Genomic DNA, 13,677 nt, shown 5'->3' on the forward strand with positions numbered 1-13,677 from the left:
GCTATTACTAATTAAAAACGGAGTGATGAGATGATGAAAAAGCGAGCATTAATTAATATTGATTATACAGTTGATTTTGTTGCATCTGATGGAGCCTTAACTTGTGGAGAGCCTGGCCAGCTGCTTGAGCAAGCAAATGTAGGCTTAACGAAGGAATTTATATTGAATGGTGAGTTTACGGTGTTTGCCATCGATGTTCATGAACGAGGAGATGTTTATCATCCAGAAACAAAGCTATTTCCACCACATAATATTCGAAATACAAAAGGCAGAGATTTATTTGGCGCTTTAAAACCGTTGTACGAAGCACATAAAGAGCAGGATCATGTCTATTACATTGATAAAACGCGCTACTCAGCTTTTGCAGGGACAGATTTAGAGCTGAAACTACGTGAAAGAGGCATTACTGAGCTTCACTTAATCGGCGTTTGTACAGATATCTGTGTTCTTCATACAGCAGTCGATGCTTATAATAAAGGGTTCGAAGTCGTCGTTCATAAGAATGCTGTCGCCTCCTTTAATCAAACAGGCCATGAGTGGGCGTTAGGACATTTCGAGCATACACTTGGCGCCACTGTGATTTGACATGAATGGAGGGAAAAACATGAAATATGCTGACGATAGTTTTATGTTACACACAGATCTATATCAAATTAATATGGTTCAAACTTACTGGCAAGATGGGGCTCATCAACGCAAAGCTGTTTTTGAGCTATATTTTAGAAACCTTCCATTTGGCAATGGGTATGCGGTATTTGCAGGCTTAAAAAAAGCTATCGAGTTTATTAATAACTTCGGTTTCTCTCAAAGTGATATTCAATATTTACGAGAAGAAGGAAAATATCCAGAGGAATTTCTTCAATATTTACAGGAGCTTAAGTTTACTGGATCGATTAAGGCGATGAGGGAAGGAGAACTAGTCTTTGCGAATGAGCCTATCCTACGAATTGAAGCCCCATTGGCAGAAGCCCAATTAATTGAAACCCCTTTGTTAAATATTGTGAACTATCAAACGTTGATTGCGACAAAGGCTTCACGCATTAAACAAGTGACAGGTGAGGATGTCGTGATGGAGTTTGGTACTCGACGTGCACATGAATTTGATGCAGCTATTTGGGGAACTCGTGCTGCCTATATAGGTGGATTCTCTTCAACAAGTAATGTAAGAGCAGGAAAATTATTCGGTATCCCCGTGTCAGGAACGCATGCCCATGCAATGATTCAAACCTATCGGGATGAGTACACTGCATTTAAAAAATATGCAGCGGCACATAAAGATTGTGTATTTTTAGTAGATACCTATGATACGTTGCGTTCGGGCGTTCCTAATGCGATTCGTGTAGCAAAGGAGCTAGGAGATCATATTAATTTTATTGGTATTCGTTTAGACAGTGGTGATCTAGCATATCTTTCAAAACAGGCAAGAAAAATGCTAGATGCTGCAGGATTTACAGAAGCAAAAATTATGGCTTCGAATGATTTGGACGAATATACAATTATGCATTTAAAGTCGCAAGGTGCACAAATTGACGCTTGGGGAATCGGAACGAAGCTTATTACAGCCTATGATCAGGCAGCTCTTGGCGGGGTATATAAATTAGTTTCAATTGAAAACGAAAGTGGAGATATGGTAGATACCATTAAAATTTCAGCAAATCCTGAAAAAGTGACTACACCAGGGCGTAAACGTGTTTACCGTATTATTAATATGGATAATGGTCATGCTGAAGGAGACTATATTGCATTAGAGGGAGAAAACATAGAGCAAGAAGAAAGATTGAAAATGTTCCACCCTGTTCATACGTATATTAGTAAATTTGTAACGAATTTTTTTGCAAAAGATTTACATGAAAGCATCGTAGAAAACGGAAAAGTAGTTTATGAGGAACCTACAATTCAAGAAACACAAGCATATGTGAAAGAAAATTTACATTTACTGTGGTGTGAATATAAACGAACAATGAATCCCGAAGAGTATCCTGTCGATTTAAGTCAAGCATGTTGGGACAATAAAATGGCAAGCATACAGGACATAAAAGAAAAAATTTCACAAGATAGGAGGTAGCTACAATGGCGAGAATAGGTATTTATGGTTCATCCTTTGATCCTATTACCAATGTTCATCTTTGGACAGCAAGCACAGTCGCACACCGCTGTAAATTAGATAGAGTCATTTTTTTACCTTGTTCAAACAAACGTAAAGATAAAACGATAAAAACAGCAGATACTCATCGTTGGAATATACTACAGCTGGCCATTGCTAAGGATGATCGTTTTATTGCAGATTCCTATGAGATGGACCAAGAAGGCTGGAACATCTATACTTATGACACGATGAAATACTTTAGAGAAAAACATCCAGAGGATGAATTGCATTTTATCATGGGCGCTGATTTATTAGTGGATATCGGCGCGGGATTGTGGAAAAAAGGTGACGCATTAGTTGCGGAGAATAAATTTATTGTAATGGCTAGACATGGCATCGATATGCTATCAACGATTAGTCGTTCTCCCATTTTAAGAAATAATGATGATGGTAGATTCCATCTGATAGATAAAGGGCTAGCGATGGAAATTAGCTCTACTTATATTCGTGAGGAATTTGCGATGGGGGGCGAGCCGAGATACCTCTTGCCTACTGCTTGTTACGACTATATTAAAGAGCATCATCTTTATCAAAAATAGTGGAATTATTTTTTTAAGTGTGGTTGGACGCCGCACTTTTTTTAATTTTGAAAAGATGGTGAATTTCATCATATGTAGCTCTAGGTAAGCTATAATAAAAATAGCAATGGAATACACCCTTTTTGCTGACGATAATTACAATGATTAATGTTAGAAAGGAATTCATGGATGTGCAGCTTACATTAACATTTCTTATTTTAGGAGCAACAATTTTTGCATTTGTGACCAATAAAATACGAGCAGATCTTGTAGCGATTGTGTCACTTCTAGCATTTGTCATTGCGGATATTCTAACGCCAACGGAGGCATTAGCTGGTTTTTCAAACTCTGTCGTTTTAATGATTGCAGGGCTATTTGTCGTGGGCGCTGGAATATTACGCACAGGTCTAGCAGGAATGGCAGGGCAACTCTTACTTAAATGGTCGGGCAATAGTGAGCTGAAATTATTTGTGCTACTGCTTATTATTGTAGGATCTGTTGGTGCCTTTATGAGCAATACTGGTACCGTAGCATTAATGATGCCAATCGTTGTAAGTATAGCGATTAGTATGAAAGTTAGTCCGTCTAAGTTTCTACTCCCACTCTCATATGTAGCAAGTCTTTCTGGTCTGATGACACTGATTGCGTCACCAACCAATTTAATTGTCAGTCAGTTATTGGTTGATCGAGGCTATAATAAACTTGGCTTTTTTGAAGTGACCCCTATTGGTATTGTAGGGATGATTGCTGGAATTACTTATTTAGTGCTTGTACGTAATATTCTATTACCAAAGGATCAAAATCGTACACAAACAAATGAAGGCTATAAACTTTCACCAAAAAAAATTATTAAGCAATATGATTTAAATAATCGTCTATTTAAAATCGCTGTTCCTGAAGACTCACCGATTATTGAGACATCTTTAGCAGAGTTAAAACTGCCAGCTAAGTACACGCTCTGTATGATGAAAATTCATCGTAAATCACAGGAGGGTATCAATTTACTGCCGATGACATATCAGGAAATGGCAGGTCCAACTAGTGTCATTCATGCCAAGGACGAGCTTTATGTTCAAGGAGAAGTAGAGGATATTCGTCGTTTTGTTGAGGATTATCATCTTGAGATGCAAGGGTTAGTGGAAGGAGAAGCTGATGAATTGGTATCGAAACATCTCGGTATTGCAGAGGTGTTGCTGACACCTAATTCGAGTTTTATTAATGAAACTGTTAGCTCTCTTGGATTCAGGGAAAAATATAATTTAAATATCATTGGCATTAATCGCAGAGGTGGTTATAAGCTTCAGGATATGGTTTCTCATAAATTGAAATTTGGAGATGCCATATTAGTACAGGGAGCATGGGATGAAATTCTCTTGTTAGCAAGAGAGACCCAGGATGTCGTGGTTGTCGGTCAGCCTAAAGAACACGCGAGTGTGGCAGCCGCTACAGGTAAAGCTGGTATTGCCGGTTTAATTATGCTGTTGATGATTATTTTAATGGCATTCGAAGTTTTCCCAGCTGTGATCTCAGTAATGATTGGTGCTGTGTTGATGATATTAACAGGCTGTTTACGAAACATGGAAGATGCCTATAGCAATATGAATTTTGAAAGTATTGTGCTGGTGGCTGCAATGTTGCCAATGGCAACGGCGTTAGAAAAAACTGGAGGCATGACCATTTTATCGGATGGTATTATTAATGCCTTGGGTGATTTTGGACCATATGGCGTGCTCATTGGTATTTATATTTTAACAGCTATATTTGGTCAATTTATAAGTAATACGGCAACTGCTGTATTGTTCGCGCCCATAGCAATGAGTGCAGCCATTGCTATGGAAGTTAGTCCTACAACATTTATGATTGCAGTAGCGGTTGCGGCAAGTATGGCATTTGCTACGCCAATTGCTTCCCCTACGAATGCGCTAGTAATGACGGCGGGGGGCTATAAATTTATGGATTTTGTAAGAATAGGGATACCATTACAAATTGTTATGTTTATCGTTATGATGATTGCCATCCCATTCTTTTTCCCGTTTTAAAAACTCGGTTTCTATACCGAGTTTTTTATTTTATATAAAGATCTATTATTTTTTATCGAAAAGTATGATAAAATTCTTTTTTAGATAGCGGTATAACATGGCACTCACTTGTGAAAATTGAATTTTAGGTTGTCATTATTTTTACGGGTATATATAGGAAGTTTTTCATTACCAAGAAAAAAGTTAAATTTTTTTCATGAAAAGTGTTGACCTTTTAAAAATAAGAGTGTAGTATTATACAAGTCGCCACGGTGACACGCTAAAACAAAGCAAAACATGAACCTTGAAAACTGAACAAGCAAAACGTAATCAATAAAGTTTTCAGTAACTAACTTCGGTTAGTGAACGAAACAAAATTTTGGACATCAAAATGATGCCAGCAAAACAATTTGAGCTATTCAAATTTCTTTTATGGAGAGTTTGATCCTGGCTCAGGACGAACGCTGGCGGCGTGCCTAATACATGCAAGTCGAGCGAACAGAGAAGGAGCTTGCTCCTTCGACGTTAGCGGCGGACGGGTGAGTAACACGTGGGCAACCTACCTTATAGTTTGGGATAACTCCGGGAAACCGGGGCTAATACCGAATAATCTGTTTCACCTCATGGTGAAACACTAAAAGACGGTTTCGGCTGTCGCTATAGGATGGGCCCGCGGCGCATTAGCTAGTTGGTGAGGTAACGGCTCACCAAGGCGACGATGCGTAGCCGACCTGAGAGGGTGATCGGCCACACTGGGACTGAGACACGGCCCAGACTCCTACGGGAGGCAGCAGTAGGGAATCTTCCACAATGGGCGAAAGCCTGATGGAGCAACGCCGCGTGAGTGAAGAAGGATTTCGGTTCGTAAAACTCTGTTGTAAGGGAAGAACAAGTACAGTAGTAACTGGCTGTACCTTGACGGTACCTTATTAGAAAGCCACGGCTAACTACGTGCCAGCAGCCGCGGTAATACGTAGGTGGCAAGCGTTGTCCGGAATTATTGGGCGTAAAGCGCGCGCAGGTGGTTTCTTAAGTCTGATGTGAAAGCCCACGGCTCAACCGTGGAGGGTCATTGGAAACTGGGAGACTTGAGTGCAGAAGAGGATAGTGGAATTCCAAGTGTAGCGGTGAAATGCGTAGAGATTTGGAGGAACACCAGTGGCGAAGGCGACTATCTGGTCTGTAACTGACACTGAGGCGCGAAAGCGTGGGGAGCAAACAGGATTAGATACCCTGGTAGTCCACGCCGTAAACGATGAGTGCTAAGTGTTAGGGGGTTTCCGCCCCTTAGTGCTGCAGCTAACGCATTAAGCACTCCGCCTGGGGAGTACGGTCGCAAGACTGAAACTCAAAGGAATTGACGGGGGCCCGCACAAGCGGTGGAGCATGTGGTTTAATTCGAAGCAACGCGAAGAACCTTACCAGGTCTTGACATCCCGTTGACCACTGTAGAGATATAGTTTCCCCTTCGGGGGCAACGGTGACAGGTGGTGCATGGTTGTCGTCAGCTCGTGTCGTGAGATGTTGGGTTAAGTCCCGCAACGAGCGCAACCCTTGATCTTAGTTGCCATCATTTAGTTGGGCACTCTAAGGTGACTGCCGGTGACAAACCGGAGGAAGGTGGGGATGACGTCAAATCATCATGCCCCTTATGACCTGGGCTACACACGTGCTACAATGGACGATACAAACGGTTGCCAACTCGCGAGAGGGAGCTAATCCGATAAAGTCGTTCTCAGTTCGGATTGTAGGCTGCAACTCGCCTACATGAAGCCGGAATCGCTAGTAATCGCGGATCAGCATGCCGCGGTGAATACGTTCCCGGGCCTTGTACACACCGCCCGTCACACCACGAGAGTTTGTAACACCCGAAGTCGGTGAGGTAACCTTTTGGAGCCAGCCGCCGAAGGTGGGATAGATGATTGGGGTGAAGTCGTAACAAGGTAGCCGTATCGGAAGGTGCGGCTGGATCACCTCCTTTCTAAGGATTATTTCGGAATACAAACCTAGGGTTTGTAAGATTACGTTTTGCGTTCAGTTTTGAAGGTTCATTCTTTCTGAATGAAACACTTCTAAATTATGTGCTCCTGTCGCTACGCTTTCGTCGCAAAGCTGCGAGATGTAGAAGCAGGGCAGTAGCTTTGTTCTTTGAAAACTGGATAAAACGACATTGAAATTGTAACAAACACATTTATTTTTTTAAGTTTTTTTATAGGCTTAATAACATTAAGAAGGTTTCAAGACACGAGCAGTTCTAGGAAGCAATCGAGTGAATGAAGGAGCGTACTTGAGTACGTGACGGATTGAACGAGTGAAGCTGACAACGAAATGCGATGTGTATTGAAAGCTGATAGGTTAAGTTATTAAGGGCGCACGGCGAATGCCTTGGCACTAGGAGCCGAAGAAGGACGGCACTAACACCGATATGCTTCGGGGAGCTGTAAGTGAGCTTTGATCCGGAGATTTCCGAATGGGGGAACCCACTACGTTTAATCGCGTAGTATCTTGACGTGAATACATAGCGTCTTGAAGGCAGACCCAGGGAACTGAAACATCTAAGTACCTGGAGGAAGAGAAAGAAAAATCGATTCCCTGAGTAGCGGCGAGCGAAACGGGAAGAGCCCAAACCAAGAGGCTTGCCTCTTGGGGTTGTAGGACACTCAATACGGAGTTACAAAAGAGCGAGTTAGATGAAGCGACTTGGAAAGGTCCGCCAGAGCAGGTAAAAGCCCTGTAGTCGAAAGTTCGTTCTCTCCTGAGTGGATCCTGAGTACGGCGGAACACGTGAAATTCCGTCGGAATCCGGGAGGACCATCTCCCAAGGCTAAATACTACCTAGTGACCGATAGTGAACCAGTACCGTGAGGGAAAGGTGAAAAGCACCCCGGAAGGGGAGTGAAAGAGATCCTGAAACCGTGTGCCTACAAGTAGTTAGAGCCCGTTAATGGGTGATAGCGTGCCTTTTGTAGAATGAACCGGCGAGTTACGATTACGTGCGAGGTTAAGCTTTAGAAGGCGGAGCCGCAGCGAAAGCGAGTCTGAATAGGGCGAAATAGTACGTGGTCGTAGACCCGAAACCAGGTGATCTACCCATGTCCAGGGTGAAGGTAAGGTAACACTTACTGGAGGCCCGAACCCACGCACGTTGAAAAGTGCGGGGATGAGGTGTGGGTAGCGGAGAAATTCCAATCGAACTTGGAGATAGCTGGTTCTCTCCGAAATAGCTTTAGGGCTAGCCTCGTGATGAGAATACTGGAGGTAGAGCACTGTTTGGACTAGGGGGCCATCCCGGTTTACCGAATTCAGACAAACTCCGAATGCCAGATATTTATACACGGGAGTCAGACTGCGAGTGATAAGATCCGTAGTCAAAAGGGAAACAGCCCAGACCACCAGCTAAGGTCCCAAAGTAATCGTTAAGTGGAAAAGGATGTGGCGTTGCACAGACAACCAGGATGTTGGCTTAGAAGCAGCCATCATTTAAAGAGTGCGTAATAGCTCACTGGTCGAGTGACGCTGCGCCGAAAATGTATCGGGGCTAAACGATTCACCGAAGCTGTGGATTGACATCTACGATGTCAGTGGTAGGAGAGCGTTCTAAGTGCGTTGAAGTCAGACCGGAAGGACTGGTGGAGCGCTTAGAAGTGAGAATGCCGGTATGAGTAGCGAAAGACGGGTGAGAATCCCGTCCACCGTATGACTAAGGTTTCCTGAGGAAGGCTCGTCCGCTCAGGGTTAGTCGGGACCTAAGCCGAGGCCGATAGGCGTAGGCGATGGACAACAGGTTGATATTCCTGTACCACCTCCTCACCGTTTGAGAAATGGGGGGACGCAGTAGGATAGGGTAAGCGCGCTGTTGGTTATGCGCGTCCAAGCAGTAAGGCGTGTGTGTAGGCAAATCCGCACACTGTAACGTTGAGCTGTGATGGCGAGTCCGTATGGACGAAGTTCCTGATTTCACACTGCCAAGAAAAGCCTCTATCGAGGTGAGAGGTGCCCGTACCGCAAACCGACACAGGTAGTCGAGGAGAGAATCCTAAGGTGTGCGAGAGAACTCTCGTTAAGGAACTCGGCAAAATGACCCCGTAACTTCGGGAGAAGGGGTGCTCTTGAGCGTGCAAGCGCATGAGAGCCGCAGTGAATAGGCCCAGGCGACTGTTTAGCAAAAACACAGGTCTCTGCAAAACCGTAAGGTGACGTATAGGGGCTGACGCCTGCCCGGTGCTGGAAGGTTAAGAGGAGTGGTTAGCGCAAGCGAAGCTGCGAATTGAAGCCCCAGTAAACGGCGGCCGTAACTATAACGGTCCTAAGGTAGCGAAATTCCTTGTCGGGTAAGTTCCGACCCGCACGAAAGGCGTAACGATCTGGGCACTGTCTCAACGAGAGACTCGGTGAAATTATAGTACCTGTGAAGATGCAGGTTACCCGCGACAGGACGGAAAGACCCCGTGGAGCTTTACTGTAGCCTGATATTGAATTTTGGTACAACTTGTACAGGATAGGTAGGAGCCAGAGATCTCGGAGCGCCAGCTTCGAAGGAGGCGTCGGTGGGATACTACCCTGGTTGTATTGAAATTCTAACCCATGCCCCTTAGCGGGGCAGGAGACAGTGTCAGGCGGACAGTTTGACTGGGGCGGTCGCCTCCTAAAAGGTAACGGAGGCGCCCAAAGGTTCCCTCAGAATGGTTGGAAATCATTCGTAGAGTGTAAAGGCACAAGGGAGCTTGACTGCGAGACCTACAAGTCGAGCAGGGTCGAAAGACGGGCTTAGTGATCCGGTGGTTCCGCATGGAAGGGCCATCGCTCAACGGATAAAAGCTACCCCGGGGATAACAGGCTTATCTCCCCCAAGAGTCCACATCGACGGGGAGGTTTGGCACCTCGATGTCGGCTCATCGCATCCTGGGGCTGTAGTCGGTCCCAAGGGTTGGGCTGTTCGCCCATTAAAGCGGTACGCGAGCTGGGTTCAGAACGTCGTGAGACAGTTCGGTCCCTATCCGTCGTGGGCGTAGGAAATTTGAGAGGAGCTGTCCTTAGTACGAGAGGACCGGGATGGACACACCGCTGGTGTACCAGTTGTCTTGCCAAAGGCATCGCTGGGTAGCTATGTGTGGACGGGATAAGTGCTGAAAGCATCTAAGCATGAAGCCCCCCTCAAGATGAGATTTCCCATTACGCAAGTAAGTAAGATCCCTCAAAGACGATGAGGTAGATAGGTTCGAGGTGGAAGTGTGGTGACACATGGAGCTGACGAATACTAATCGATCGAGGACTTAACCAAAACGTTTGAACCATTCAATGAACCGTTTATCCAGTTTTGAAAGAACAACTCTTTCAACTGAATAAGTGAAGTGATGATGGCAAAGAGGCCACACCCGTTCCCATACCGAACACGGAAGTTAAGCTCTTTAGCGCCGATGGTAGTTGGGGGCTTCCCCCTGTGAGAGTAGGACATCGCTTCGCTTATTTTTCGTGGAGGATTAGCTCAGTTGGGAGAGCATCTGCCTTACAAGCAGAGGGTCGGCGGTTCGAGCCCGTCATCCTCCACCATTATTTTTAAAACAGTATAGTATTATCGCGGGGTGGAGCAGTGGTAGCTCGTCGGGCTCATAACCCGAAGGTCGTTGGTTCAAATCCAGCCCCCGCAACCAAATGGTCCCGTGGTGTAGCGGTTAACATGCCTGCCTGTCACGCAGGAGATCGCCGGTTCGATCCCGGTCGGGACCGCCATTTTTTTTTGCCGGTGTAGCTCAGTTGGTAGAGCAACTGACTTGTAATCAGTAGGTCGTGGGTTCGACTCCTATCGCCGGCACCATTCCCTTGGAGGGGTAGCGAAGTGGCTAAACGCGGCGGACTGTAAATCCGCTCCTTAGGGTTCGGCGGTTCGAATCCGTCCCCCTCCACCATTTTAGGGGCATAGTTCAACGGTAGAATAGAGGTCTCCAAAACCTTTGGTGTGGGTTCGATTCCTACTGCCCCTGCCAGGTATTGAGGTACTCGTTCATATACAGCTGTTATAATTTATATAGTGGCGATTGTGGCGAAGTGGTTAACGCATCGGATTGTGGTTCCGACATTCGTGGGTTCGATTCCCATCAGTCGCCCCATTTTCAAATTGGGGTATAGCCAAGCGGTAAGGCAACGGATTTTGATTCCGTCATGCCTAGGTTCGAATCCTAGTACCCCAGCCATTTTTCTTTTTTACGAGCCATTAGCTCAGTTGGTAGAGCATCTGACTTTTAATCAGAGGGTCGAAGGTTCGAGTCCTTCATGGCTCATCGTTTTTTAATGAATATTGCGCCCGTAGCTCAATTGGATAGAGCGTCTGACTACGGATCAGAAGGTTATGGGTTCGACTCATGTCGGGCGCGCCAATAAATTTATGTTTTCGGAATGTAGCTCAGCTTGGTAGAGCACTTGGTTTGGGACCAAGGGGTCGTAGGTTCGAATCCTGTCATTCCGACCATTTTTTATGATAAATGGGGCCTTAGCTCAGCTGGGAGAGCGCCTGCCTTGCACGCAGGAGGTCAGCGGTTCGATCCCGCTAGGCTCCACCAGTTCAATATTTTTGGAGGTATACCCAAGTCTGGCTGAAGGGATCGGTCTTGAAAACCGACAGGCGGGTAACACCGCGCGGGGGTTCGAATCCCTCTACCTCCTCCATTTTGGGTCAGTAGCTCAGTTGGTAGAGCATTAGATTGAAGCTCTAAGTGTCGGCGGTTCGATTCCGTCCTGACCCACCATTATTTGCGGGTGTAGTTTAATGGTAAAACCTCAGCCTTCCAAGCTGATGTCGTGAGTTCGATTCTCATCACCCGCTCCAAAATGGGCCTATAGCTCAGCTGGTTAGAGCGCACGCCTGATAAGCGTGAGGTCGATGGTTCGAGTCCATTTAGGCCCATCATTATTCCGAAGTAGCTCAGTTGGTAGTAGCACCTGACTGTTAATCAGGTTGTCGCAGGTTCGAGTCCTGCCTTCGGAGCCACGGCCCGTTGGTCAAGTGGTTAAGACACCGCCCTTTCACGGCGGTAACACGGGTTCGAATCCCGTACGGGTCATCAAGCATGTAGCACAAATATTGTGTTACATGCTTTTTCTTTTATCAATAAATGATACATTAGTAAAGAGTGAAAGCTACGAATCCGCTATCAATGGTTCAGTAGCTTTTTTACATGACTAATATTTTGTTTCTCCTTTCTATAAGATGTCGCCCACCTCTTTTCCTTCTTCATTCACAATATCTTCTAATCATGATTCGATTCATTATAAATTTGAACAAACTATTTCATATATGCAATATGTATGTTTTTTTATAGCTATTTTCGTGGTGCTTGTCGTTTTGTTCCTCTAATATGAGGATAAGTGGAGGAATCGAAATGAATATACAGGAGATCCAGCAATTTTTAAGTTTATATCAGACAGAACAAGATGAATCAGAGCGTTGGTTAGCGAATAGATTACAACAGATTAAGAATGCAGGTGAGTACGACCCAACAACAGAGGAGCTAGCTTTTGGTGCACGGGTGGCGTGGCGTAATAGTAACAAATGTATTGGTCGTCTGTTTTGGCAATCATTGCATGTAGTAGATGCACGTGCCGTTTTAGATGAACAGGATATTTTTCAAAAACTACTGGAGCATATCGATTATGCAACAAATAGTGGAAAAATCCGTCCAACAATAACAGTATTTGCTTCGAACAGAGTGCGTATATGGAATCATCAGCTAATTCGTTATGCAGGCTATGAAACGGAAGCTGGCGTTATTGGTGATGCACATTCTATTGTTTTTACTAAAGTATGTGAATCGTTAGGTTGGAAAAGTGAGAGGACACCATTCGATGTGTTACCTCTTGTTATACAAGTAGATGAGCGAGCTCCGCAGCTGTTTACAATTCCTGTAGAATATATTTTAGAGGTGCCAATTCGTCATCCAGAGTCAGTGGATGTAGAGAAATTAGGAATGAAATGGTATGCTGTACCCATAATTTCAAGTATGCGTTTTCAAATGGCAGGCATTGATTTCCAAGCCGCACCCTTTAATGGCTGGTATATGGGGACAGAAATCGGTGCACGTAATTTAGCAGATCATGACCGTTATAATATGCTACCAGCTATTGCGGAGGTTTTTAATCTTGATACAACCAAGCAAGCTTCACTTTGGCGTGATCGTGCATTAGTGGAACTTAATATTGCTGTCCTTCATTCTTTTAAAGAACAAGGCGTGAGCATTGTCGATCATCATACAGCTGCTCAGCAGTTTAAATTGTTTGAAGAAGCAGAGGAATCAGCAGGACGAGACGTTACAGGCAACTGGACATGGCTAATCCCACCACTTTCGCCCGCAACGACTCATATTTTCCATAAACCTTATGTCAATATTTATCATACACCCAATTATTTTTATCAAAAACCATGCTATTAACTGATTGTGGAGAGGACGAAACGCTATGTTGAATGAGCAAATTCCGAGTATCCCGTGGTTACAATTGACGACACCTTATGGAAGAGGAACGGCTATCCCTCAGCTGATTGAACAGGAGCAATATATAGAGCTAGCTGAGTTAGTGGAGCATCAAGGTACACTATGGCAGGGTCACACCATGGGCTTTGCTTGTCCTTCTAAAAAAGCTTGCTAGCAAAAATACCGGGGATGTCTCTGTACAAGAAGTAGAGCTTTATTTAGCTGTGGCACATGCAATTTCTGAAGATTATCTAGACCCATCATATTCAGTTCAAACTATGCAGGAGCTGTTAGATGTCAAATATTTATGGATGGATCACGAAGAGAATGATGAGCTGGAATGGGAGGAGGAAACGCCAAAGGGTTATGAGCAGAAAGCTTTTGTAAGCTATTATTATTTTAGTTATATACTCTTACAAGAGGCTGTTCCTATTTTTGCAGCAGTTATAGCTCACAACAAAGAAACAGCAGACCGTCTTGCTGAACTGCTAACCTTACTACAGCAATTGGACAAATAAAACGTCTATACCTAT

The 13,677-nt window shown here is 44.5% G+C and carries 7 protein-coding genes, 18 tRNA genes and 3 rRNA genes; all 28 read left to right on the forward strand.

Annotated elements, in window-relative coordinates:
* The first annotated feature begins 30 nt into the window (after window positions 1-30).
* The 28 genes from MKY46_RS01125 to MKY46_RS01260 all read left to right on the forward strand — a co-directional run bounded on the left by MKY46_RS01125 (window position 31) and on the right by MKY46_RS01260 (window position 13,662).
* The gene (locus MKY46_RS01125; RefSeq protein ID WP_036125125.1) at window positions 31-585 is read left to right on the forward strand and encodes a cysteine hydrolase family protein; all 555 of its coding nucleotides are present in this window, start codon (window positions 31-33) and stop codon (window positions 583-585) included.
* A 19-nt stretch (window positions 586-604) separates the two neighbouring features.
* On the forward strand, window positions 605-2,065 hold the full coding sequence (locus tag MKY46_RS01130) for a nicotinate phosphoribosyltransferase (RefSeq protein ID WP_036125128.1): 1,461 nt from the start codon (window positions 605-607) through the stop codon (window positions 2,063-2,065).
* A gap of 5 nt (window positions 2,066-2,070) precedes the next feature.
* Complete coding sequence (nadD, locus tag MKY46_RS01135; protein ID WP_036125130.1) at window positions 2,071-2,685, forward strand: nicotinate-nucleotide adenylyltransferase; 615 nt, start codon at window positions 2,071-2,073, stop codon at window positions 2,683-2,685.
* A 164-nt stretch (window positions 2,686-2,849) separates the two neighbouring features.
* Window positions 2,850-4,703, forward strand: a complete 1,854-nt coding sequence (locus MKY46_RS01140; RefSeq protein ID WP_101967048.1) for an SLC13 family permease — start codon at window positions 2,850-2,852, stop codon at window positions 4,701-4,703.
* Window positions 4,704-5,111: 408 nt separating this feature from the next.
* Window positions 5,112-6,663 (forward strand): 16S ribosomal RNA (locus MKY46_RS01145).
* Window positions 6,664-7,035: 372 nt separating this feature from the next.
* Window positions 7,036-9,963: ribosomal RNA gene (locus MKY46_RS01150) — 23S ribosomal RNA — on the forward strand.
* Between the two features lie 66 nt (window positions 9,964-10,029).
* Window positions 10,030-10,145, forward strand: a 5S ribosomal RNA gene (gene rrf, locus MKY46_RS01155).
* Together the 16S, 23S and 5S rRNA genes with 18 tRNA genes alongside form the textbook arrangement of a ribosomal RNA operon.
* Window positions 10,146-10,156: 11 nt before the next feature.
* Window positions 10,157-10,232, forward strand: a tRNA-Val gene (locus MKY46_RS01160).
* Between the two features lie 26 nt (window positions 10,233-10,258).
* Window positions 10,259-10,333, forward strand: a tRNA-Met gene (locus MKY46_RS01165).
* Between the two features lie 3 nt (window positions 10,334-10,336).
* Window positions 10,337-10,412, forward strand: a tRNA-Asp gene (locus tag MKY46_RS01170).
* Window positions 10,413-10,421: 9 nt separating this feature from the next.
* Window positions 10,422-10,497, forward strand: a tRNA-Thr gene (locus tag MKY46_RS01175).
* Window positions 10,498-10,504: 7 nt separating this feature from the next.
* Window positions 10,505-10,588: transfer RNA gene (locus MKY46_RS01180), tRNA-Tyr, on the forward strand.
* 4 nt (window positions 10,589-10,592) lie between these two features.
* Window positions 10,593-10,666 (forward strand) — tRNA-Trp (locus tag MKY46_RS01185).
* Window positions 10,667-10,713: 47 nt separating this feature from the next.
* A tRNA-His gene (locus MKY46_RS01190) sits at window positions 10,714-10,789 on the forward strand.
* Between the two features lie 9 nt (window positions 10,790-10,798).
* A tRNA-Gln gene (locus MKY46_RS01195) sits at window positions 10,799-10,873 on the forward strand.
* 14 nt (window positions 10,874-10,887) lie between these two features.
* A tRNA-Lys gene (locus MKY46_RS01200) sits at window positions 10,888-10,960 on the forward strand.
* A gap of 19 nt (window positions 10,961-10,979) precedes the next feature.
* Window positions 10,980-11,056 (forward strand) — tRNA-Arg (locus MKY46_RS01205).
* 15 nt (window positions 11,057-11,071) lie between these two features.
* Window positions 11,072-11,148 (forward strand) — tRNA-Pro (locus MKY46_RS01210).
* 15 nt (window positions 11,149-11,163) lie between these two features.
* Window positions 11,164-11,239: transfer RNA gene (locus MKY46_RS01215), tRNA-Ala, on the forward strand.
* Window positions 11,240-11,252: 13 nt separating this feature from the next.
* Window positions 11,253-11,345, forward strand: a tRNA-Ser gene (locus MKY46_RS01220).
* Window positions 11,346-11,349: 4 nt separating this feature from the next.
* Window positions 11,350-11,425: transfer RNA gene (locus tag MKY46_RS01225), tRNA-Phe, on the forward strand.
* A 6-nt stretch (window positions 11,426-11,431) separates the two neighbouring features.
* Window positions 11,432-11,505, forward strand: a tRNA-Gly gene (locus tag MKY46_RS01230).
* Window positions 11,506-11,509: 4 nt separating this feature from the next.
* A tRNA-Ile gene (locus tag MKY46_RS01235) sits at window positions 11,510-11,583 on the forward strand.
* 7 nt (window positions 11,584-11,590) lie between these two features.
* Window positions 11,591-11,667: transfer RNA gene (locus MKY46_RS01240), tRNA-Asn, on the forward strand.
* A 1-nt stretch (window position 11,668) separates the two neighbouring features.
* Window positions 11,669-11,740: transfer RNA gene (locus MKY46_RS01245), tRNA-Glu, on the forward strand.
* A 318-nt stretch (window positions 11,741-12,058) separates the two neighbouring features.
* Complete coding sequence (locus tag MKY46_RS01250) at window positions 12,059-13,105, forward strand: nitric oxide synthase oxygenase (protein ID WP_089934917.1); 1,047 nt, start codon at window positions 12,059-12,061, stop codon at window positions 13,103-13,105.
* 25 nt (window positions 13,106-13,130) lie between these two features.
* Window positions 13,131-13,319 carry a hypothetical protein gene (locus MKY46_RS01255; protein WP_230593893.1) on the forward strand — a complete coding sequence of 63 codons (189 nt, stop codon included), beginning with the start codon at window positions 13,131-13,133 and terminating at the stop codon, window positions 13,317-13,319.
* The gene (locus MKY46_RS01260) at window positions 13,291-13,662 is read left to right on the forward strand and encodes a hypothetical protein (RefSeq protein ID WP_230593891.1); all 372 of its coding nucleotides are present in this window, start codon (window positions 13,291-13,293) and stop codon (window positions 13,660-13,662) included. Before MKY46_RS01255 ends, MKY46_RS01260 begins: the two co-directional genes overlap by 29 nt.
* The last annotated feature ends 15 nt before the right edge of the window (window positions 13,663-13,677 follow it).

Origin of the sequence: Lysinibacillus sp. FSL M8-0355, assembly GCF_038008985.1 — a bacterium.
Taxonomy (GTDB): domain Bacteria; phylum Bacillota; class Bacilli; order Bacillales_A; family Planococcaceae; genus Lysinibacillus; species Lysinibacillus fusiformis_D.